The organism is Anoxybacteroides tepidamans (assembly GCF_014201465.1).
GTDB lineage: Bacteria > Bacillota > Bacilli > Bacillales > Anoxybacillaceae > Anoxybacteroides > Anoxybacteroides tepidamans.
On sequence record NZ_JACHEP010000033.1, the window covers coordinates 1 to 21,945 of the forward strand.

The 21,945-nt window shown below is 43.1% G+C and carries 14 protein-coding genes, 14 tRNA genes, 1 rRNA gene and 1 pseudogene; 4 read left to right on the forward strand and 26 right to left on the reverse strand.

Translation table 11 applies throughout. The annotated features are described in order from the left end of the window. Positions 1-128 precede the first annotated feature (128 nt). The 5 genes from HNQ34_RS16185 to HNQ34_RS16205 form a co-directional block, all read right to left on the reverse strand. On the reverse strand, positions 129-1,601 hold the full coding sequence (locus HNQ34_RS16185; RefSeq protein ID WP_183256389.1) for an o-succinylbenzoate--CoA ligase: 1,473 nt from the start codon (positions 1,599-1,601) through the stop codon (positions 129-131). An 84-nt stretch (positions 1,602-1,685) separates the two neighbouring features. Next, entirely contained in the window at positions 1,686-2,504 is an 819-nt protein-coding gene (menB, locus tag HNQ34_RS16190; protein ID WP_183256390.1) for a 1,4-dihydroxy-2-naphthoyl-CoA synthase, read from the reverse strand. After that, positions 2,494-3,318 (reverse strand): 2-succinyl-6-hydroxy-2,4-cyclohexadiene-1-carboxylate synthase, encoded by an 825-nt coding sequence (gene menH, locus HNQ34_RS16195; RefSeq protein WP_183256391.1) that lies wholly within the window; start codon positions 3,316-3,318, stop codon positions 2,494-2,496. The genes menB and menH overlap by 11 nt, the downstream gene beginning before the upstream one ends. Next, a complete protein-coding gene (gene menD / locus HNQ34_RS16200; RefSeq protein WP_183256392.1) occupies positions 3,315-5,069 on the reverse strand; it encodes a 2-succinyl-5-enolpyruvyl-6-hydroxy-3-cyclohexene-1-carboxylic-acid synthase in 1,755 nt (584 codons plus the stop codon). The genes menH and menD overlap by 4 nt, the downstream gene beginning before the upstream one ends. After that, a complete protein-coding gene (locus HNQ34_RS16205; RefSeq protein WP_183256402.1) occupies positions 5,062-6,444 on the reverse strand; it encodes an isochorismate synthase in 1,383 nt (460 codons plus the stop codon). The genes menD and HNQ34_RS16205 overlap by 8 nt, the downstream gene beginning before the upstream one ends. Before the next feature lie 193 nt (positions 6,445-6,637). Between HNQ34_RS16205 and HNQ34_RS16210 the strand changes: the two genes are divergently transcribed. The 3 genes from HNQ34_RS16210 to HNQ34_RS16220 all read left to right on the forward strand — a co-directional run bounded on the left by HNQ34_RS16210 (position 6,638) and on the right by HNQ34_RS16220 (position 9,323). After that, complete coding sequence (locus HNQ34_RS16210; RefSeq protein ID WP_183256393.1) at positions 6,638-7,573, forward strand: 1,4-dihydroxy-2-naphthoate polyprenyltransferase; 936 nt, start codon at positions 6,638-6,640, stop codon at positions 7,571-7,573. An 81-nt stretch (positions 7,574-7,654) separates the two neighbouring features. Beyond that, positions 7,655-8,413: a yteA family sporulation protein gene (locus HNQ34_RS16215; protein ID WP_183256394.1), complete on the forward strand. Its 759-nt coding sequence runs from the start codon at positions 7,655-7,657 to the stop codon at positions 8,411-8,413. Positions 8,414-8,528: 115 nt separating this feature from the next. Then, entirely contained in the window at positions 8,529-9,323 is a 795-nt protein-coding gene (locus tag HNQ34_RS16220) for a TIGR00266 family protein (protein ID WP_183256395.1), read from the forward strand. 66 nt (positions 9,324-9,389) lie between these two features. On the opposite strand, the gene HNQ34_RS16225 is transcribed toward HNQ34_RS16220, so the two are convergent. From HNQ34_RS16225 to glgB, 5 genes are read right to left on the reverse strand one after another with little or no spacing between them, the layout of a single operon-like run. Beyond that, the gene (locus HNQ34_RS16225; RefSeq protein WP_183256396.1) at positions 9,390-11,789 is read right to left on the reverse strand and encodes a glycogen/starch/alpha-glucan phosphorylase; all 2,400 of its coding nucleotides are present in this window, start codon (positions 11,787-11,789) and stop codon (positions 9,390-9,392) included. Beyond that, on the reverse strand, positions 11,779-13,230 hold the full coding sequence (glgA, locus tag HNQ34_RS16230) for a glycogen synthase GlgA (protein ID WP_183256397.1): 1,452 nt from the start codon (positions 13,228-13,230) through the stop codon (positions 11,779-11,781). The genes HNQ34_RS16225 and glgA overlap by 11 nt, the downstream gene beginning before the upstream one ends. Further along, positions 13,227-14,255, reverse strand: a complete 1,029-nt coding sequence (glgD, locus tag HNQ34_RS16235) for a glucose-1-phosphate adenylyltransferase subunit GlgD (protein WP_183256398.1) — start codon at positions 14,253-14,255, stop codon at positions 13,227-13,229. Before glgD ends, glgA begins: the two co-directional genes overlap by 4 nt. Positions 14,256-14,288: 33 nt before the next feature. Beyond that, positions 14,289-15,425 (reverse strand): glucose-1-phosphate adenylyltransferase, encoded by a 1,137-nt coding sequence (locus tag HNQ34_RS16240; RefSeq protein WP_183256399.1) that lies wholly within the window; start codon positions 15,423-15,425, stop codon positions 14,289-14,291. After that, positions 15,376-17,319 (reverse strand): 1,4-alpha-glucan branching enzyme, encoded by a 1,944-nt coding sequence (gene glgB, locus HNQ34_RS16245; RefSeq protein ID WP_183256400.1) that lies wholly within the window; start codon positions 17,317-17,319, stop codon positions 15,376-15,378. Before glgB ends, HNQ34_RS16240 begins: the two co-directional genes overlap by 50 nt. A gap of 212 nt (positions 17,320-17,531) precedes the next feature. Here glgB and HNQ34_RS16250 point away from each other — a divergent pair, with 212 nt between their 5' ends. Then, a complete protein-coding gene (locus HNQ34_RS16250) occupies positions 17,532-18,482 on the forward strand; it encodes a cation diffusion facilitator family transporter (protein WP_183256401.1) in 951 nt (316 codons plus the stop codon). A 306-nt stretch (positions 18,483-18,788) separates the two neighbouring features. Here HNQ34_RS16250 and HNQ34_RS16255 read toward each other — a convergent pair. The 16 genes and pseudogenes from HNQ34_RS16255 to HNQ34_RS16330 form a co-directional block, all read right to left on the reverse strand. Beyond that, positions 18,789-19,680: pseudogene (locus HNQ34_RS16255) on the reverse strand (IS982 family transposase). Between the two features lie 196 nt (positions 19,681-19,876). Continuing rightward, positions 19,877-19,948 (reverse strand) — tRNA-Glu (locus HNQ34_RS16260). A 15-nt stretch (positions 19,949-19,963) separates the two neighbouring features. Beyond that, positions 19,964-20,056, reverse strand: a tRNA-Ser gene (locus HNQ34_RS16265). A 3-nt stretch (positions 20,057-20,059) separates the two neighbouring features. Then, a tRNA-Asn gene (locus HNQ34_RS16270) sits at positions 20,060-20,134 on the reverse strand. Positions 20,135-20,145: 11 nt separating this feature from the next. After that, positions 20,146-20,219: transfer RNA gene (locus HNQ34_RS16275), tRNA-Ile, on the reverse strand. 9 nt (positions 20,220-20,228) lie between these two features. Next, positions 20,229-20,299 (reverse strand) — tRNA-Gly (locus tag HNQ34_RS16280). Positions 20,300-20,469: 170 nt separating this feature from the next. Then, positions 20,470-20,542 (reverse strand) — tRNA-His (locus HNQ34_RS16285). A 12-nt stretch (positions 20,543-20,554) separates the two neighbouring features. Then, positions 20,555-20,630: transfer RNA gene (locus tag HNQ34_RS16290), tRNA-Thr, on the reverse strand. Positions 20,631-20,781: 151 nt separating this feature from the next. Continuing rightward, positions 20,782-20,857, reverse strand: a tRNA-Phe gene (locus HNQ34_RS16295). A 179-nt stretch (positions 20,858-21,036) separates the two neighbouring features. Further along, a tRNA-Asp gene (locus HNQ34_RS16300) sits at positions 21,037-21,112 on the reverse strand. A gap of 7 nt (positions 21,113-21,119) precedes the next feature. Continuing rightward, positions 21,120-21,196 (reverse strand) — tRNA-Met (locus HNQ34_RS16305). A 20-nt stretch (positions 21,197-21,216) separates the two neighbouring features. Then, positions 21,217-21,292: transfer RNA gene (locus HNQ34_RS16310), tRNA-Val, on the reverse strand. A 15-nt stretch (positions 21,293-21,307) separates the two neighbouring features. After that, a tRNA-Glu gene (locus HNQ34_RS16315) sits at positions 21,308-21,379 on the reverse strand. A gap of 14 nt (positions 21,380-21,393) precedes the next feature. Then, positions 21,394-21,484, reverse strand: a tRNA-Ser gene (locus HNQ34_RS16320). A gap of 4 nt (positions 21,485-21,488) precedes the next feature. Beyond that, positions 21,489-21,563: transfer RNA gene (locus HNQ34_RS16325), tRNA-Asn, on the reverse strand. Between the two features lie 285 nt (positions 21,564-21,848). Then, a 23S ribosomal RNA gene (locus tag HNQ34_RS16330) occupies positions 21,849-21,945 on the reverse strand; the annotation flags it as partial.

Sequence of the window (21,945 nt, forward strand, 5' to 3'; positions counted from 1 at the left end):
AAAGCGAACTTTAGTTGGAGGTTGCCTTTTTGTCCCTTTGTAAAAGTAAATTTATAGTTAAACAGTAAATTTAAAACATATATACAACGCTAGTGAGGGTGCCCCGTTACTTTTGGGACACCCTCTTTTTACCGTTGATCTTTTGGAATCAAATGGAGCAGTTCGCGACGCAATAATTTTTTCGCCGCATTTCGTGGCAGCTCATCGACTATATAAATACGTTTAGGCACTTTATATTTCGCAAGTTGTGTTTGGCAAAATGCGGTGAGCTGTTCTGTTGTAGCAACACACCCGTTTTTTAATTTCACAAACGCACACGGCACTTGTCCCCATCGCTCATCCGCGATTCCTGTCACTCCTGCCTCTTCGACCGCTTCGTGCGATAGCAACACTGCCTCAATTTCCGCGGGATAAATGTTTTCACCACCGGAAATAATTAAATCCGAGCGGCGGTCAAGCACATAAAGAAATCCTTCCTCATCGACATACCCAATATCACCTGTATAAAACCATCCGTCGCGAATCGCTTTTTCTGTCGCTTCCGGACGGTGCAAATACCCTTTTGTCACATTCGGTCCTTTTACAACGATTTCGCCCGCTTCATACGAGCGAGCCGCTCTCCCCTCGGTTTCAATGCGAAGCTGCACCGGAAACAGCGGTTTGCCGGCCGAACCTAATTTGGTAATGCTATATTCAGGTGCTAACGTTGCCATTTGCGAGGCTGTTTCCGTCATTCCATACGTTTGATATACCGGAATATTTTTATCGCGGCACACCTCAAGCAGCGGTTTCGGTGCAGGCCCGCCTCCAAGCAGCATGCAGCGGAACATGCACGGATAGGTGCGTTCCCCTAACTGTGAAAGCATTTGTTGCAGCATCGCGCTCACAACAGACATCATTGTCACTTTTCCGCTCATAATAATCTCATTCGCTTTTTTCGCATCAAACGGATCCATCATATAGACGCTCATGCCGTAAATCACACTTCTCATTAAAATCGACAAGCCGCTGACATGAAAAAAAGGAACAGCTGCAAGCCAGCAATCGTTTTCGTACAATCCTAAATTCAAAACCGAACCGACCGCGCTCCACCAATGATTTCCATACGTTTGCAGCACCCCTTTCGGCTTTCCGGTCGTTCCAGACGTATACATAATCGTCGCTATATCATCGAAATGATATTGTTCCTGAAGCGGCACATCATCTTGCGGCAGCTTCTCCAGTTCGCTTGTTGTAATCGTTGGAACAGCTATTTCATCTTTATAAACGCCCCATTCATCACCGACAATCCACCATTTTGCCCCGCTATCTTGAAGCTGCCACACTAATTCATGAACGGTGAGCCTTACGTTTTGCAATAGCACAACCGCCCCGATATAATGAAGCGCATGAATCATTTCTACCATGTTTATGCTATTTCGCATTAATAAGGCGACAATCTCGCCCTTTCGCACTCCTAAATGAGCTAATTTTCCTGCTTTTTTGATCGCTGCTTCATGAAGTTGGGCAAACGTTTTTTGTTCGTTTTCACTATATATCGCGATGCGCTCTGGTGTTAAAAACGCGCGCTGCATAAGCCAGTTTGGCGTTGATGTATACATAGCACACTCTCTCCTTTGTTCGATACAAAGAAACAGCTTGATGACATTCACCAAGCTGTAACGCTGCTTTCCATTACCAATTTTTTACGGAAAACGAGGGAATTGTTTAAAGTCTGGTTTGCGTTTTTCTTTGAATGCGTCTCTTCCTTCTTTCGCTTCTTCTGTCGTATAAAAGAGCAACGTTGCGTCGCCAGCGAGCTGCTGAATGCCTGCTAGGCCATCAGAGTCTGCATTAAACGCAGCTTTTAAGAAGCGAATTGCCGTCGGGCTTTTCTCTAAAATTTCTTCCGCCCATTTGACCGTTTCTTCTTCCAATTGCTCCAATGGAACGACTTTGTTGACAAGCCCCATTTCCAACGCTTCTTGAGCGTTATATTGACGGCATAAATACCAAATTTCGCGCGCTTTTTTATGGCCGACGATGCGCGCTAAATAGCCGGCACCATATCCGCCGTCAAAGCTGCCGACTTTCGGACCAGTTTGCCCGAAAATCGCGTTGTCCGCCGCGATCGTTAAATCGCATACGACATGCAATACGTGGCCGCCACCGATCGCATATCCTGCTACCATCGCAATGACAGGTTTTGGAATCACACGGATTAAACGCTGTAAGTCTAATACGTTTAGGCGCGGAATTTGATCGTCTCCTACATACCCGCCATGGCCGCGCACTTTTTGGTCACCGCCAGAGCAAAATGCTTTGCCACCCGCACCTGTCAAAATGATTACACCAATTTTAGAGTCGTCACGCGCATATGAAAAAGCATCAATTAATTCTTGAACCGTTTTCGGGCGAAACGCATTATGTACTTCGGGACGGTTGATCGTAATTTTCGCAATCCCGTTATACGTTTCGTACAAAATGTCTTCGTATTGACGTTCCGCTACCCACTCAATCGCCATTCATTTGTCCTCCTTTTTCGATAAACTCATTTACTATTTTAGCAAAAATCTCTCGTTGTTCCACATGAATTGCATGTCCTGCGCAGGGAATTTTCAAAATATAAGAATTCGGGAGTTTTTCTTTCATGGCTAATGCAATTTGGACAAATTTTTCATCCCATTCCCCACAAAAAAGAAGCGTTGGAATGAACACTTGCTTTAAATGCTCCCACCAAGACGGCTGCCTCCCCGTCCCCATGCCGCGTAAGCTGTTGGCTAGCCCTTTGGCGCTATGGCTTAAACGTTCCGCGCGAATCTGTTCTTGTATTTCTTTCGGCAGCCGCTTTTGCGTGGCGAAAAGCGGGAGCTGTTCCCATTTCTCAATAAAGGCGGCCACTCCGTACTGCTCGATCTCCCAAGCGAGCGCTTCATCGCTTCGAATGCGTGCCCTTCGTTCTTCCTCCGTCTTGAATCCCGGCGAACTGCTCTCTAAGATAAGTGTTTTAACCCGATGAGGATAGCGAATCGCAAACGTAAGCGCAAGACGTCCCCCCATCGAGTATCCAAGCACATGCGTTTTGTCAATGTTCAACTGACCCAATAGCTCATCAAGATCAGCCGCAACGTTTTCGATATCATATCGCTCTACTTCATCCGGACAATCCGTCTGCCCGTGGCCGATGATATCTACCATCACTAGCTTTCGTTGCTTCCAATCTGAAAAAAATGGTTTCCATGTTTCCGTGCTTCCCGTAAACCCGTGCAGCAATAAAAGCGGCTCACCATCTCCATACACTTCCACATGATATGACACACCGCGAACCGAAATTCTCATTGTGTTCTCCTTTTTTTGAGAAATTTTCTGATTTCCTGGGAAACACGATCCCACAAAAAGCGATGTTTCGCGACATTTTCTTCCCTTGATGTGCGTAGTTCAATGACATGTAATCCTTCCGACTCGGTCGACCGCTTCACATAGTAGCGAAATTCGTCCCACGCCGTTACGTTTTGATAATCTCCATCGTACATGCGGACAACATGTTCAAACTGTAAATCAGTTGGCGTTCCGAATAATGTTTCAAAATGTTTTTTATGCTTCGCTTGCGGCAAGAAAGAAAAAATGCCGCCGCCATTATTATTGATCACAATGATCGTTGCATTTAACCGATGTAGTTTAGCCGCCAACAATCCGTTTAAGTCATGATAAAAGGAAAGATCTCCAATTACAAGCACAAGTGGTTCTGCGACAACACTAGCGCCCAACGCGCTTGAAACGATCCCGTCGATGCCGTTGGCACCGCGATTCGCCATCACGCGAATTTGCTTACCATTTGCCATAAAAAATGTATCAGCATCACGAATCGGCATACTGTTTCCAACAAATAACAACGACTGTTCCGGAAGCAGTTCGGTCAATTCAATAAATACTTTTCCTTCAAAAAGCGCGTTTTCTTTTTTCACTTCGAGAAGCACTTCTTTCGCGATTTTGTTCACATATCGCCACGTTTCCGCCCATTCGCTCTTTCGTGGGAGAGGAGTGCTAAATTGCGCCAATCGGGAACAAAACTCAGTTTCATCGCAATAAATCATTTGCGAGGCGGTGTAAGTTGGTTCACGCCAGCCGCTTTCCCCATCAACTACAATTTGCGCAATCGATGGGTGGCGTTTCAATATCATCAAAAGCGGTTTCGAAACCGGCATCGACCCAAACCGAATCACAACATCCGGCAACAATATTTTCGCTATCGTTTCGTCTTTTAAAATGGCATCATAGCTTTCGACAATGTAGTCTTTCGTATGGGTTCCGCTGCGCAATTGCGAAAGCGGATCGGCCAAAATGGGATAGTGCAACGCTTCAGCCAGCTTTGTTACCGCCTCCGCAAACCCCGGCTTGTCGATGTCGCCGCAAACGATCCAACCTTTTTCGACATGTGCAAGCTGTTCGTATAATTGGCGAAACTGTTCGTCTTCGAGCGTTTTTTTTCCGATGGTCACATGAATATAAGAAGGTTCTTTCGCTTCGATTTGGCTCCACGTTTGCTCGGTGATAGTTGGCATGAGCGGCTCGCGAAGCGGAAAGTTTAAATGAACAGGACCTTGCGGAGCTGTCATCGCCACCGCTGCCGCTCTTGCTGCCATCATGCGGACATAGCGCAACATTTCGTTCGAGCTTTCTGGAAGCGCCATCTCTACAAACCATTTCACATGCTTTCCGTAAATATGAATTTGATCAATCGCTTGCGGAGCTCCGACATCCCGAAGTTCATGCGGGCGATCTGCCGTAAGCACAATTAAAGGAACTCGCGAATAATAAGCTTCGACAATCGCTGGCAAATAATTCGCCACCGCTGTCCCTGATGTACAAAGAAGAGCAACCGGTTTTCGCTTCGCCTTTGCCATGCCTAGTGCAAAAAAAGAGGCCGAACGTTCGTCAATGTTCATATGCACATTGATAGCTGGATGCTCCGCCATCACAATGGCAAAAGGGGTCGAACGTGACCCCGGACTCACAACCACATCTTGCACTCCGACTTTCACTAACTCATCAACAAATGCAGCAACATACAGCGTTAAATCATTATTCATCTAACTCCACCCCTAATGCGGATAACATTGGTTTCAATTTTACTTTTGTTTCTTCATACTCACTCAAAGGCTCTGAGTCGCCAACAACTCCGCATCCAGCAAAAAGAGAAGCTTCATTTCCTTGCAGCAAACCAGAGCGAATCGCCACCGCAAATTCTCCATTTCCTAACGCATCCATCCAACCGATCGGAGCGGCATACCACCCGCGATAAAGCGGCTCCATTTTGCGAATCGTTTCAAGCGCTTTCTCTCTTGGTGTTCCCCCTAGCGCAGGAGTCGGATGCAGCCGTTCAACGAGCGAAAACAGCGAAACGTCACCGCGATTTTCAGCGACGACAGGCGTGTACAAATGTTGAATATCACGCATTTTTAACAATTGTGGTTTCCCCGGAATTTTTACATTTTCGCACACTTCCATCATCGCTTCTTTTATCATATCCACAACAAACTGATGTTCCCATAAATTTTTTTCATCTTGTAGAAGCCATTGACCGAGCTGCTCGTCTTCACTTATTGTTTTTCCTCGTCGAATCGAGCCGGCCAGACACGTTGAATAGCACGTATTCCCTTCTTTTTTGACAAGCTGTTCAGGAGAAGCACCTATAAAGCAGTTCCCATTTTGTTCAAATGCAAAAAGATAGCTGAACGGTTGCTGTTCCCGCAATCGCTCAAGCACTACACCCGCATCCAATCGATCGTCAAATGTAAACCGCACTTCCCGCGCTAGAACGACTTTATCAAACTTGCCGTTATTAATATCATGAATAATTTTTCCGACCGCATAAATCCATTCATATTTCTTTATTTCTTCGTATTTTACAATTGAAGGAAAGCTGTCTGATCGCCGAAACTGTTCGTGATATAATAAATCGAATAATTGTACCACGCTTTCAATCATTTTTTTATTGTTTTGCGAAGGTAATGTAATCGTAACCGTCGCATGCCCTTCTTTAATCGATAATAACACCGTCGGCACGATAAACTTCGCATCAGAAAATCCGACCCATTGCTCTGTTTTTGGCTTCAATGGATCAAACGAAAATCCGCCGAATATAAGGGGAACTGCTTCTGTTCCATTCGAACGGATCGCTGTCATTCCGATAAAACGCTTCCATTCTTTTTCAACGGCAGCGAAACGTTGTTGATCCCCTTCTACAGCAATCACATATGTACAACCTAACCCAACATACACTGTTTCATTCAAACGATCCGACCAATAAAACCGGTCACGAAACGAACTCACTTCCCCAAGCATAAAGAAATGAGCAGGGTCAACAGCTGGAATTATTTCGCTCCAGCTTATAAACGGCTGGCTTGCTGATTTGGTGATCAAACTTAATTGTTCTTGAATTTTATGTTGATATAAAATCGCCACTGTAATCCCGCTTTCTTGTGTTACTAAACTTTTTTTCACAAACACGTGAAAACAAACCATCACTTCCCATTATATATAATAAGGAATAATTTATCTATTCCTAGGGGTTGACACCTCTTGAACGTTTACCTACACTTATTTTGAACGTTTTTTGAACAATGCTTTTATGATCCTAATACGAGGGGTATGATTTATGCAATCACCATTATCGAAACAACAAACATCCATATTCAAATACAATCGAGATTGGCGTGTATGGTGGAGGCTCACCCGTCCGCATACGCTAACCGCTGCTTTTATTCCTGTTTCGATTGGCACGGCACTAGCCTTTCACGAAACGAACATTCATATTTCTTTGTTTGTTGCCATGCTCGTTGCATCGTTATTCATTCAAGCAGCAACAAATATGTTTAACGAATATTACGATTATAAACGAGGCTTAGACTCTGCTGAATCGGTCGGGATTGGCGGAGCGATTGTTCGCGATGGAATTCCACCAAAAACTGTCCTTTTGTTAGCTATTTCTTTTTTTGCCGCCGCTATGCTCATTGGCGCATATATTTGCATGAATAGTAGCTGGTGGTTAGCGGTCATTGGCATCATCTGTATGGCTGCAGGCTATTTTTACACGGGCGGGCCGCTCCCGATTGCGTACACACCATTTGGCGAACTCGCAGCAGGTTTTTTTATGGGACTTGTAATTATTTTGATTTCCTTTTTCATCCAAACAGGTGACGTAACGATCGTTCCTGTTGTCGTCTCCATTCCTATCGCCATTTTAGTTGGTGCCATTTTATTAGCAAATAATATTCGCGACCTTGACAGCGATCAAAAGCATGGGCGGAAAACGCTGGCTATTTTAGTCGGACGGACGAATGCGATTCGAATATTAGCGGGCATGTTTATCATCTCTTTTACATGGATGATTGGGTTAGTTGCCTTGCATGTCGTTTCTCCATGGACGATGCTCGTCTTTCTTAGCGTACCGAAAGCGTTTGTTGCTACGAAAGGATTTATCGGAAAAACGAAACCAATTGAAATGATGCCGGCCATGAAAGCGACTGCCCAAACCAATACGCAATTTGGATTTTGGCTGGTGATCGGTATTCTCATCAGCCATTGGTTATAAACACGGTCAAATGAACCGTGTTTTTTTTTATTTTTCGTCCATACTACATGATAAAGGTTTATAAGAAGGGAGCATGTTCCTATGTTAACAAACAAACAACGGTCCGCCTTCCAGACACAGCTTCTTAAGACAAAACGCGCGCTCGAAGAACGGCTTGGCAAAAACGATCATTTCGGAATGGCGCGAAGCCACGCCCATGATTCCACCGGCGAGTTAGCGAGCTATGATAACCATCCAGCCGACGAAGCAACGGAACTGTATGAACGGGAAAAAGACCTCGCTCTCAATGAACATGCGGAACGAGAATTAAAAGAGATTGAACGCGCACTTGCAGCGATGAAAAACGGTACGTATGGTCGATGTGAAATATGCGGTCAACCGATTCCATATGAGCGGCTAGAAGCGCTGCCAACAACAACTTTTTGTAAAAAACATAGCCCTGACCAATTTGTTTCACAACAACGACCGCTTGAAGAAGGGGTGTTAATGCCTCCTTTCGGAAAATTTGACTTCGATGACCGGGATGCGGAAGTATACGATGCGGAAGATGCTTGGCAAGAAGTTGCCCGCTATGGGACATCCGACACACCGTCCGACCTATGGCAACATGTCGATCATTACAACGAAGCATATGCAGAAGCGGAAGAACATATCGGGTATGTTGAAGAATTTGAAAACTTTGCCGCTGTTGATTTATACGGCCATCCGATGGTCATTTATCCTACGCAGGAACATGAACAGTTCGAACATCGATTAGATGACGAACAAATCATGTCGAACATCGGGGATTTACCTGCTGATGAAAAAGACACTTATACAGAAGAAAAAAAGAAACCGTAATACCAAGACCGTCGCTCCATTGATGGTCTCTTTCTCATTTTTTGAAACAAAAAAGGAATGATAAACCGTAATAACGAATAGATAGGATTAGAACAACGTGATTGAGGTGAGTAAAATGAACGCACACGAAATTGACTACAAGCTATATGGAGATGATATGCAATTTGTTGAAATTGAGCTAGACCCTTATGAAAGCGTTATTGCGGAAGCGGGCGGCATGATGATGATGGAAGACGGCATCGAAATGGAAACAGTTTTCGGAGATGGAGCAAGCTCTAACAAAGGATTTCTCAACAAACTTGTCGGTGCCGGAAAACGCCTCCTAACAGGTGAAAGTTTGTTTATGACGGTATTTACAAATAACGGAAGCGGAAAACGACGTGTTTCTTTTGCCGCACCGTATCCTGGAAAAATTATCCCAATTAATTTAAGTGAATTAGGCGGAAAAGTGATTTGCCAAAAAGATTCATTTCTTTGTGCTGCGAAAGGCGTATCTGTCGGCATTGACTTTCAACGTAAACTCGGCACCGGCTTTTTTGGCGGAGAAGGGTTTATTATGCAAAAACTTGAAGGAGATGGTCTTGCTTTTTTGCATGCTGGAGGGACGATTTATAAACGAGATCTGCAGCTAGGCGAAAAACTGCGCATCGACACCGGCTGCTTAGTCGCGATGACAAAAGAAGTCAACTATAACATCGAATATGTCGGCAAAATTAAAACCGCCTTTTTCGGCGGCGAAGGATTATTTTTTGCGACATTAACAGGACCGGGAACCGTTTGGGTGCAATCGTTGCCGTTCAGCCGCCTTGCTGACCGAGTTATCGCGGCTGCGCCAAGCGCCGGCGGACGTTCTGTTGGAGAAGGCAGTATTTTAGGAAGCATTGGCGATTTGCTTAATGGGGATGATTAAGTTTATACGGAGGGTGCTTACAGCTCCCTCCGCACAACATACTGAAAGTAGCAAGGATCCTTTTCGCTATGTTAGCGGTTGAATCTCCCATATTTCATTGGCATATTCTTGAACTGTTCGATCGCTTGAAAAATAGCCGGAATGCGCAATATTGATGGCGCTCATTTGCAACCATTTATCTCGGTTTTGATACGCCGCTTCCACCCGCTCTTGCGCTTCCGCATAAGAAGCAAAATCGCGCAACACAAAATATTCATCATTTTGCATTAACAGCGAATCGTAAATCGGCTCAAAATGGTCATGAGCATCCGGAAAAAATCCGTTTACAAGCTGATCAACCACTTGTTTAATCCGCCGATCATGGTGATAATATTCATGCGCATGGTATCCGCCATTTTGGTAATAATGCAACACTTCTTCAGCGGTTAATCCGAAAATAAAAATATTTTCTTTTCCAACTGCTTCCAAAATTTCTATGTTCGCTCCGTCTAACGTTCCGAGCGTAATCGCACCGTTCATCATAAATTTCATATTGCCTGTTCCAGATGCTTCTTTACTAGCTGTCGAAATTTGTTCACTGACATCCGCAGCAGGAAAAATTTCTTCCGCTAACGAAACGCGGTAATTTTCTAAAAAAATCACTTTTAATTGCTCGTTCGTCTGTTGATCGCGATTAACCTTATCCGCGAGCGAATTAATGAGCTTAATCACTCTTTTGGCGTAATAATACCCTGGTGAAGCTTTCGCACCAAAAATAAACGTGCGCGGGTAAATTGAAAAGCTTGAATCCTCTTTTAGACGATTATAGAGATACATAATATGCAGTACGTTTAACAACTGCCGTTTATAAGCATGGAGCCGCTTCACTTGCACATCAAAAATCGATGATTCATCGACCACCATCCCCGTTTGCTCATAAATGCGCTTCGCCAGCAGCGCTTTTCGTTGTTGCTTCACTTTTTCCAGCTCTTGTTGAAAAGAACGGTCGTATGCATACGGCTTTAAATCAAGCAACGTTTCTGGTCGTTTGATCCAACCGTCGCCGATCGTATCCATAATCAATGCAGATAGCTGTGGATTCGCTTTTAACAGCCAGCGACGATGAGTAATGCCGTTCGTTTTATTATTAAACTTTTGTGGAAACACGCGATAAAATAGCTTCATTTCGCGATGTTTTAAAATTTCTGAATGCAGTTTCGCCACTCCGTTTACACTATAGCTGCCGACAACTGCTAAATGTGCCATTTTGACAAGTCCGTGTGCGATAATCGCCATCTCTTCAATCCGTTTCCACTGGCCAGGATATCGATTCCAAAGTTCGCGACAAAAACGCTCATTAATTTCCTCGACAATCATATAAATGCGTGGAAGGAGCGGCTGAAAAATACGAATTGGCCACTTTTCTAACGCTTCCGATAATGTCGTATGATTCGTATACGAGATCGTATTTGTCGTTATATGCCATGCATCTTCCCAGCTCATTCCTTCTTCATCTAACAACACCCTCATTAACTCTGGAATCGCTAAAACCGGATGGGTATCATTGACGTGAATAGCGACATGCTTATGCAAATCATATAAATGTCCGTATTGGCGGCGATGAGCGCGAACGATGCTGCCAACGCTTGCAGCGACAAGGAAATATTGTTGCTTCAACCGCAAAATTTTCCCTTCGTCATGCGTATCATCGGGATATAAAAACTCAGAAATCGCCTCAGTTTCTCGCTTATACTGCATTACGCTTTTATGCGGCGGGAACGTTTTCGCCGGCTCAGCGCTCCACAGTCGAAGCGTATTCACCGTTTTCGTTCCATATCCGATCACCGGTATATCATACGGGACAGCCATTACTTTTTCGCTGTCGATATGGCGAAACGTTAACCGCCCTCCTTCATTCGATACGTCTACTTTTCCCCAAAAATTCACTTCAATCGCTAAGTCCTCTTTTCTCACTTCCCATACGTTTCCATGTCTTAACCACTGCTCTGGCAGTTCAACTTGAAATCCATCCACAATTTTTTGATCAAACAACCCATGCTTATAACGAATGCCGCAGCCGTTCCCCGGCAAATTGAGCGAAGCCAATGAATCTAAAAAGCAAGCGGCAAGGCGGCCAAGACCGCCGTTCCCTAGCCCAGCGTCCGCCTCGCTCTCTTCAATTTCTCCCAAATCGATCCCTAACTCCTTTAATCCTTCTTCGACCACATCACGAATGCCAAGGTTTAATAAATTGCTCCCAAGAAGGCGCCCAAGCAAAAATTCAATCGACAAATAGTACACTTGTTTATGATTTTTTGCTCGATTCTGTTCATTTGTTCGAATCCAATTTTGACTTATATACTCACGAACCATATTCCCTAACGTCTGATATTGATCGCGTACAGTCGATTCTTCAAACCGCTTTCCATACATCATTTCTAATTTTTTTAAAAAAATCGTTTTAAACTCTTCTTTGTTAGAGAACACGACTCCCACTCCCAGCCATTAATTCATCGTAAAGTTGATTATACTTAAACGCCGACTGCGCCCAGCTGTAATCGCGGCTCATCGCCGCTTTCATCAGTTTTTCCCACATTTCTTTTTGATGATAAAATCCGAGCGCGCGACGAATCGTATACAACATATCGTGAGCGTTAAAGTTTTTAAAACTAAACCCGTTTCCTTCCCCTGTAAACTCGTTAAACGATTGCACAGTATCATTTAATCCACCTGTTTCACGTACAATCGGAATCGCTCCATATCGTAATGCGATCAACTGCCCTAACCCGCACGGCTCAAATTGCGATGGCATTAAAAACAAGTCCGCTCCCGCATATATTTGATGCGCCAACTCCTCATGAAATCCGATATATACCTTTACTTGATCAGGATATGTAATCGCCATTTCGTTGAAAAAGTGCTCAAATTCCCAATCTCCTGTACCAAGAACAATAAATTGAACGTTTTCCGCCATAATTTCACGAAATACACATTTTACTAAATCAAGACCTTTTTGCTTCGTTAAACGTGTAACCATGGCGATAATCGGCACATCTTCCTCGTCCGGCAATCCAAAACGATGACGAAGCGCCTGTTTATTGATCTCTTTCCGTGCAATTGTTGTTTGATCATACGGAACAGCAATATATGGATCTTTTTTCGGATTGTAAATCTCGTCATCGATCCCGTTTAAAATACCGACTAAGTCCCGCCCACGTGCTCGCAGAAGTCCATCGAGCTTTTCTCCGTAATACTCCGTTTGTATCTCTTCTTTATAAGTTGGACTGACAGTTGTAATCATATCGCTAGACACAAGCGCCGCCTTCATAAAGCTGACGTTCCCGTAAAACTCGACATATTCAATCGTAAAATAGCGGTCGCTTAAATTGAGCAAATCTCCTAAAATTTCACGCGGAAAAATTCCTTGAAATTGCAAGTTATGAATCGTAAACATAGAGCGAATGTTTTTGTAAAAGGAATTTTTTTTATATTCCTCGCGCAATAAAAACGGAATCATCCCTGTATGCCAATCGTGGCAATGAATAATATCAGGCTGAAACGAAATCGCAGGTAGCGAATCTAACACGGCTCGACAAAAATACGAAAAACGTTCCCCATCATCGTAATGGCCATATAAACGGTCGCGCCTAAAATAATACTCGTTGTCAATAAAATAATACGTCATACCTTCATGCTCAAGCATTTCAATTCCGCAATATTGACGCCTCCACCCGACGTGAACGACAAGTTCGGCGATCTTTTTCATTTGGTCGCGAAACGATTCCGGAATCGTGCCGTATTTCGGCAACATCACACGAATATCAGTTCCTAATCGTTTTAGTTCTTTTGGCAACGCACCAGCTACATCTGCTAATCCTCCTGATTTCACAAACGGTACACATTCTGACACAACAAATAAAATTCTCACTGGTTCATCAACGCTCCTTGTACAGTGCCTTTACGAATGACAAACGGCTGCCGTTCCGTTCCATATATTTTGACACCATTTTCAACTTTCACATCTTTATCAATAATGACGGAATCCAATTCACATTGCTCCCCAATTTGCGTCTTTTGCATAATAACACTATTTTTCACAACTGTCCCTTTCCCGATTTTCACTGCCCGGAAGATGATGCTGTTTTCCACATGCCCTTCGATCACGCAACCATTCGCGACCATCGAATTTTTGACGATGGCACTTTCCGTATACTTCGTCGGTGGCTCATCTTTCACTTTCGTATAAATCGGGCGACACTTCACAAACAACTGCTGCCACACCTCTGGATTTAACAATTCCAAACTATGACGGAAGTATTTCTCAATCGAATCAATAATCGCCACATAGCCGTTATGTTCGTAATCGCAAATTTTCAATTGATGAAAAGAATCGCGGACGACATCGACAATGCTGTTATAACCCGTATGAACGCGATTGGCAATTAAATCAAGAAGAAGCGACGTTTCTAAAATGAACATTTCAAGCGACCGCCCTTGGTAGCGTACTTCGGTAATGTCGCATTGGTTGTCGATATGTCGCTTTAAAACAGAGTGATAATCGATATTACAAACGGTATAGCTATTGCAAATGAGGGCATATTTTTGTTTGCTTCGTAAAAAATAATCAATATGTTGTTCAAAATGTTGGAATGCCCCAAGATGGGGAGAAGGAATATTTAAATCAGGAGAAGGAAAGAAAAATAATCCGTCACGCTTTCTATTCAAATCCCAATTTTTGCCGGATCCCAAATGATCCATTAATGACCGATATTGATATTTAGGAAAAATTGCTACGCTCTCAATACCGGAGTTCACCATATTCGATAATACAAAATCAATCAGTCGATATCTTCCGGCAAACGGAACAGCCGCAATTGAACGGTGTAACGTTAACTCGCGAAGCGACTCCATATACGTTGTGGCATCAATCACGCCTAACATCATTTTATTCATCGTTGCTCATCCTTTCTCGATGGGTTCCGATCTCTATACTTCTAGCCATTCTTTTGTGACAAGAATGATTTCTTCTCCGAACAATGAAGGGCGAATAATCATACCCGATGGAATTTCCATCGCTGACGGCACAATCGCCTTTTCAATATATACGTTTTCTCCAATGATCGCATCGGGCATAATGACACAATCTGTCACAATCGCTCCTTTTTGGATATGAACTCCTTGAAACACAATCGAATGCTCCACACTCCCTTCAATGATACATCCTTCATTCACGAGTGAATTGACTACTGATGCATCGACGGAAATATATTGGGGAGGCTGGTTTGGATTGACTGAATAAATTCGCCACGAATGATCAAATAAATTCAATTCACTTTCAGGATTCAATAAATCCATATTCGCTTCCCATAAGCTTTTCACCGTTCCGACATCTTTCCAATATCCTTTAAACGGATAAGCAACAAGCCGTTTCTTTTCTTTTAATAATAACGGAATGACATCTTTGCCAAAGTCGTGGCTCGAATTTGGATTGGCATTATCAATTTCTAAATATTGTTTTAAAATGGACCAGTTAAAAATATAAATGCCCATAGAAGCAAGGTTATTTTTCGGAGAAGTTGGTTTTTCTTCAAATTCCACAATTTCCATCTGTTCATTTGTATTCATAATACCAAACCTGCTCGCCTCCGACCACGGCACCTCAATGACCGAAATCGTCACATCCGCGTCTTTTTCAATATGATAATCAAGCATTTTTGCATAATTCATCTTATAAATGTGATCACCTGAAAGAATGAGCACATAGTCTGGGGCATACTGCTCAATGTAATTAATGTTTTGATAAATCGCGTGCGCTGTTCCTTCATACCATTTTACTCCTGAAGCTTCCGAGTAAGGCGGCAAAACGGTAACCCCTCCATTTTTCCGATCAAGATCCCATGCGCTTCCGATGCCGATGTATGTGTGCAATAGAAGAGGCTGGTATTGAGTTAGCACCCCGACCGTATCAATGCCAGAATTTGTACAATTACTTAACGTAAAATCAATAATGCGATACTTCCCTCCAAACGGTACAGCTGGTTTGGCAATCTGTTTCGTTAACGAGTTTAACCGACTACCTTGCCCTCCGGCCAACAACATGGCGATGCACTTTTTCTTTGCCATCCCCTTTTCTCTCCTCTCGTTTTCTCATTAAGCGCAATACAGAAATTCCAAATGGCGGGATCGTCATTTGAATATGATAAGGTTTGCCATGAAACGGCTCTTCGACAGCGACGATCGGTTTTTTATTGACATATCCAGCCCCTCCGAAGATCATTGCATCGCTGTTGAATGCTTCTTTATAAGTTGCAAGTAACGGAACTCCTACTTTATAATCATGGTACGTTGTTTCTGTAAAATTACAAACGACGATCAATATATCGTTTTCTTTTTTTCCTTTGCGAACAAAGGAAAAAATACTTTGCTCCGCATTATGAACATCAATCCATTCAAATCCTTCCGGTGAGTGATCCAATTCATAAAGCGATTTATAACGTTTATAAAACTTTACTAACGCTTTCACATACACGTTCATTTTTTGATGCATGTCAAAATCAAATAACACCCAATCAAGTTGTTCTAAATCTTTCCATTCGTCAAATTGTCCAAACTCCCCCCCCATAAACAACAGCTTTTTCCCCGGATGCGTAACGAAATACCCGTATAATAAGCGCAGTTGTGCAAATTTTTGCTCGTATTCCCCCGGCATTTTATTCAGTAATGATTTCTTTCCGTGCACAACTTCATCATGGGAAAATGGCAAAATAAAATTTTCTGAATATGCATATAAAAGCGAAAATGTTACTTTATGATGCAAATGTTTACGTTGTTCAGGTGTCGCTTCCATATATGTTAAAATGTCGTTCATCCACCCCATATTCCATTTATAATTAAACCCTAGCCCCCCTTCGTACGTCGGAAAGGTAACACGCGGCCAATCAGTCGAATCTTCCGCAATCATTAAAACAGCTGGATCGTAGGCAAAAACTACTTCATTTAATTTTTGCAAAAATTCCACTGCATATGGATTTTTGTGAAGGGAGTCGCTGTTCGGCCAATACAGCATATTCGCTACCGCGTCAACACGAAAGCCATCAATATGGAAATATTCCATCCAAAACAATGCATTGGAAATAAGGAAACTTCGAACCTCTCGTTTCCCTAAATCAAAGTTGGCTGTTCCCCATGCCGGGTTCTCCTGATCTTGCATATTCGCATATTCATATGTCGGTTCTCCGTCAAACATGTATAAACCGTGGGCATCTTTGCAAAAATGACCCGGAACCCAATCTAAAATAACACCAATTCCTGCTTGATGACACCGGTCGATAAAAGCCATCAAATCATGCGGAGTGCCATAGCGACTTGTAGCAGAATAATATCCTGTCCCTTGATATCCCCAAGAACGGTCAAACGGATGTTCAACTAAAGGCAACAATTCTATATGTGTAAATCCATGATCCACTACATATGGAATCAATTCATCGGCCAACTCTTGATACGTATAAAAATCCCCATTTTTTTTCTTTTTCCACGAACCGAGATGAAGTTCATAAATAAATAGAGGCTGGTCATAGATCGGTTTTCTTAATTTTTTTCTCTTCCATATTTTATCATTCCATTTATACCCCTTTAATGAATAAACTATCGAAGCAGTATGGGGACGCAATTCTGAAAAAAACGCATACGGATCCGCTTTTAATAGTACTTGCCCATTTCGGGTTACAATTTCATATTTGTATAAATGACCTTCTAAATTTTCTGGAACAAAAATCGTCCATACACCTTGTTCGCTTACTTTCACAAGTGGATGATTGCTCCCATTCCAATCGTTAAAACTCCCTACTAGCCGAACTTCACGCGCATGAGGGGCCCACACACAAAATCGCGTTCCAGTCACACCGCTTTCTTTTATTACATGTGCTCCAAATAACTCGTAGCTTTTATACAGACTTCCCTCATGAAACAAATGAATTTCAAAATCTGTCGGGTTTGTTGCGATCAAAGGGCATCTCATCCTTTCCTTAATTAAGTTTTACAGTTAATCTATATATTCTACATCCTTCGGTAAATTCCTTGATAAAAGATAAAAGATGTTTATATTTTTCGAAAATTTTTAACATATATTTCACAAAAATGTTCATCAACTTATCATTTGCATTTTTCGTACATTTCCCATATATTTATAATAAGTACTTAATTAAAATTATTATAAAAAAGAGGTGTAATATGGCTCAGTACGATTATCATCATCTCCCGCACGTAAAAGAACAAAGCAAGTCGAAACAAACGCTTTGGATTACTCTTCTGTTAACGCTATTTTTCACATTTGTTGAGATTATCGGAGGCATTTTTTCTAATTCACTTGCATTAATTTCCGACTCTGCTCATATGGCATCGGATGTGCTAGCGCTCAGCCTTAGCATGGTCGCCCTTTATTTAGCATCTCGACCTCCTAACAAAACATTTACGTTCGGATACTTGCGGTTTGAAATCATTGCTTCGTTCTTAAATGGATTAGCTCTTGCGGTCATTGCCATCGGAATTTTTATAGAAGGGATTCGACGATTCATTGAGCCAGAATCCATCGATTTTCAATTGATGCTGACAATTGCTTCTATCGGGCTTGTTGTTAACATTGTATTAACGATCATTCTTAGCCGAAGTACAAAAGAAGAGGAAAATTTAAATATAAAAAGCGCATTGTGGCATTTTATCGGTGACCTTTTTAGTTCGGTTGGAGTCATTATTTCAGCTGTCATCATCTATTTCACAGACTTTTATATGATCGACCCGTTTATTAGTATGGTCATAGGTGCGATTATTTTTATAGGAGGAGCGAAAATCGTTCGTGAATCGTATCTCATTTTAATGGATTCCGTTCCATCACAATTTGATTTGGATCAAATTCGTGCCGATATCAGCAGCATTGAAGGAGTAGAAGATGTGCATGATATGCATATATGGGCGATTTCTTCCGATCATTACTCGTTAACAGCCCATGTCTTCGTTAATGAACATATTCAGCCATTTTGTATTATTTTAGCAATTAACGAAATGCTGGAAAACAAATATGGAATTAAACATACAACAATCCAAATTGAACATGCATCGTTTCACAATCACGGTGAATACGGAAAACAATTTCTTCAGCACAAAGCAAACATAAAACCGCAATAAACAAAAGGTTAGCGAGTAAACCAATTTCGTTCATCCATATCTATATTTACTCGTGGTGCTAGTTGAACCCTAACGCTCAACTATATAAATGCAATTTGGAACTTTAACATTTTCGTCTTTCATGGAGTAATCGGTATGTTTCGACTGTCGGGTGACCGAACAACACCGCTTCCAGACAAATGCATTTGTCTGTGAAGCGGTTGGTTGTTCGGTCCTCTGTCACGCGAAGACGTGACGAAGGCAAGTCACAGACTTGCCTCCGACAGTCGAAAAAATAGGGAGGTCTACTTTTTCGTCCGCCATAAGTTAAACCTCCCAGTTGTATTTATATAGCCCAAGTGTTACAAGCGAATACGCCAACAAAATACCATCAAGTGCCACTTCAAACCCTGCAATCGAATTGGCACGGATTTCTGTGATACGATACTGGTCAACTAGGACAGAGAACACCGTTTCAATGACTTTACGTTTTCGTCTGAGCCACTTCTCCCATGATTCAGATAGGCGGTGTTTCTAATTTTTGCGAGATGGAGTCCAAAACGCGATGTGGTACTCTTCATACAGCTTTTTTTTTTGCAAATCGCTACTGATGAATCCTTTGTCGCCCAAATTGAAGGGATGGGGAATTTGAGTCATGACCGTTTCAGCGGCGGTTCGATCGTGACAAGACGCTTCCGTCACCACGTATCCCATCGGTAGAACTTGATCTGTCACTTGAAGATGGACTTGAACCTATAATACCATTGTTTTTTTGAAGCACAATATCCGATATCGGTGATCCCTTGAAATCGTTTGACACGATACATTCTTGCCGCGTGTCATAACTCGATGGGCATACTGTCTACAACTGCATACGCATGGTGTTGACCACATTTCGCCAGTTCATAACGAATCCATTTGATTGCAAAATGTACCGCTCGGCAACGGCGGTTGTATCGAGAACGTTCGAGAAATGGTCCATTGGTGAACAAGTTCCCAGTGACAAAGCGATGCCATACACGTTCGGAAGAGTATCCGAACAACTTTCCTAAAAGATGAATGGCAATGATCACCGCGTCTTCTTGTTTCGCCAAATGACGATTGCGACGTTGAAGATAGAATGGAATTTGTGGCAGCTGGGCAGAAACAAAAAAGAAAAGGGCTGCACATTTTTTTGAATCTTTGCTTGATCTGTAGTAAAATGAAAGTGCTCTTGCATGAGGATTCTCCTTTCGAATGTTTGGTCGCACTTTCATTCTACAGGAGATCACAGGCAAGGGCTATTTTTATGCTTACTCGATTTTATCTAGCACCACGGGTTAAGATTTTATAATTTCCTAACCAAATAAGAAAAGGGGCTGACCCAAAAGTCTGCTTTTTAGCGGACTTTTGGGTCAGCCCCTCTCGCTTTAAAATGACCCGTACGGGATTCGAACCCGTGTTACCGCCGTGAAAGGGCGGTGTCTTAACCACTTGACCAACGGGCCAAAATTTTCAAACACTGGCGGAGAAGGCGGGATTTGAACCCGCGCGCCGCAAAAACGCGACCTAACGGTTTAGCAAACCGTCCCCTTCAGCCACTTGGGTACTTCTCCCGATGGCTCCGCAAGTAGGATTCGAACCTACGACCTACCGGTTAACAGCCGGTTGCTCTACCGCTGAGCTATTGCGGAATACATGATGATGGGCCTAAGTGGACTTGAACCACCGACCTCACGCTTATCAGGCGTGCGCTCTAACCAGCTGAGCTATAGGCCCTTTTTTAAAAGCGGGTGATGGGAATCGAACCCACGACATCAGCTTGGAAGGCTGAAGTTTTACCACTAAACTACACCCGCGTTTATACTTAAGTCTTTCAGTTAGTCTCTGCTACGCCTTTCCCATGCCTCTTCCTCTACTAGCCTATTCAAAGAAGCTCAATGCGCCGAGGCAACTCGCAGCTTATTCACGGATGCATCGCTCGTGGCTGAAGTTTTCCACTAGCTGCACTCGAAGATTAATTAGAAAGGGCGACTAGTGGGAATCGAACCCACGCATGCCAGAGCCACAATCTGGTGCGTTAACCACTTCGCCATAGCCGCCATTAAATTCCATGGTGCCGGCTGCAGGACTTGAACCCGCAACCTACTGATTACAAGTCAGTTGCTCTACCAATTGAGCTAAGCCGGCATATTCAACAAAACCCTATGTAATAGCATAAGTTATGTTCTTGCTATGCCTCTTCCTCTGCTCGCTTTTTCAATGATAATGAATGAGTCGAGGTAACTCGTAACCGAACATTGAAGCTTTACTCATCTTTACTATGAGCTAAGAGACAAAATGGTGGCTCGGGACGGAATCGAACCGCCGACACAAGGATTTTCAGTCCTTTGCTCTACCGACTGAGCTACCGAGCCTTAATACACTATGTAACTAATACTAATTGTTCATATGCAACAATCTTTCATTTTTCAAACGTCTGTGTCTCTTTTTCCGCTATCTTAATTGTAAAAAAAGCGTTGAGGCAGTTTGTTGCAAATTCATCGATGTATCGCGTATCACTCGCCGCTATCGAACCTTGTTATTATTATTAAGATGGCGGTCCCGACGGGACTCGAACCCGCGATCTCCTGCGTGACAGGCAGGCATGTTAACCACTACACTACGGGACCTTTAATTTGGTTGCGGGGGCAGGATTTGAACCTGCGACCTTCGGGTTATGAGCCCGACGAGCTACCAGGCTGCTCCACCCCGCGATAATTAATCAAAAAAACTATGGTGGAGGATGACGGGATCGAACCGCCGACCCCTTGCTTGTAAGGCAAGTGCTCTCCCAGCTGAGCTAATCCTCCGAATGACATAAAAAGTGACCCGTACGGGATTCGAACCCGTGTTACCGCCGTGAAAGGGCGGTGTCTTAACCACTTGACCAACGGGCCATAATCATTATTAGTGGCGGAGAGCAAGGGATTCGAACCCTTGAGGCGCTGTTAACGCCTACACGATTTCCAATCGTGCTCCTTCGACCACTCGGACAGCTCTCCAAGATGGCTCCGCAAGTAGGATTCGAACCTACGACCTACCGGTTAACAGCCGGTTGCTCTACCGCTGAGCTATTGCGGAATGTGTTAGAAAACATAATTACTAAATTGCAACATCGTTTTCCCCTCTTATTCCGACTGCCTCTTTCTCTTCTAGTCGATTCGAGGATAACAGGTGCGTCGAATTTAGACATTTTCATACACACAGTCAGACAGTTATTATTATAATAAATCATTGATAAGTGTCAAGGTTTTTATGTTCCTTCAAAACTAGATAACAGACGCTCATGAAGAAAGGAATGTTGTCCACTTTGATTGATCTCTAGCGGCGGCAATATTCGTGGCTGAACAGTCGCCTCCACTTTTCTTGGTTAAGTCCTCGATCGATTAGTATCCGTCAGCTGCACGTGTCGCCACGCTTCCACCTCGGACCTATCGACCTCGTCATCTTCGAGGGATCTTAC

Excerpts from the sequence above, each read along its gene's own strand:
- HNQ34_RS16185 (WP_183256389.1), bottom strand. The coding sequence starts at position 1,601 with ATGTATACATCAACGCCAAACTGGCTTATGCAGCGCGCGTTTTTAACA.
- menB (WP_183256390.1), bottom strand. The coding sequence starts at position 2,504 with ATGGCGATTGAGTGGGTAGCGGAACGTCAATACGAAGACATTTTGTAC.
- menH (WP_183256391.1), bottom strand. The coding sequence starts at position 3,318 with ATGAGAATTTCGGTTCGCGGTGTGTCATATCATGTGGAAGTGTATGGA.
- menD (WP_183256392.1), bottom strand. The coding sequence starts at position 5,069 with ATGAATAATGATTTAACGCTGTATGTTGCTGCATTTGTTGATGAGTTA.
- HNQ34_RS16210 (WP_183256393.1), top strand. The coding sequence starts at position 6,638 with ATGCAATCACCATTATCGAAACAACAAACATCCATATTCAAATACAAT.
- HNQ34_RS16215 (WP_183256394.1), top strand. The coding sequence starts at position 7,655 with ATGTTAACAAACAAACAACGGTCCGCCTTCCAGACACAGCTTCTTAAG.
- HNQ34_RS16220 (WP_183256395.1), top strand. The coding sequence starts at position 8,529 with ATGAACGCACACGAAATTGACTACAAGCTATATGGAGATGATATGCAA.
- glgD (WP_183256398.1), bottom strand. The coding sequence starts at position 14,255 with ATGAATAAAATGATGTTAGGCGTGATTGATGCCACAACGTATATGGAG.
- HNQ34_RS16240 (WP_183256399.1), bottom strand. The coding sequence starts at position 15,425 with ATGGCAAAGAAAAAGTGCATCGCCATGTTGTTGGCCGGAGGGCAAGGT.
- glgB (WP_183256400.1), bottom strand. The coding sequence starts at position 17,319 with ATGAGATGCCCTTTGATCGCAACAAACCCGACAGATTTTGAAATTCAT.
- HNQ34_RS16250 (WP_183256401.1), top strand. The coding sequence starts at position 17,532 with ATGGCTCAGTACGATTATCATCATCTCCCGCACGTAAAAGAACAAAGC.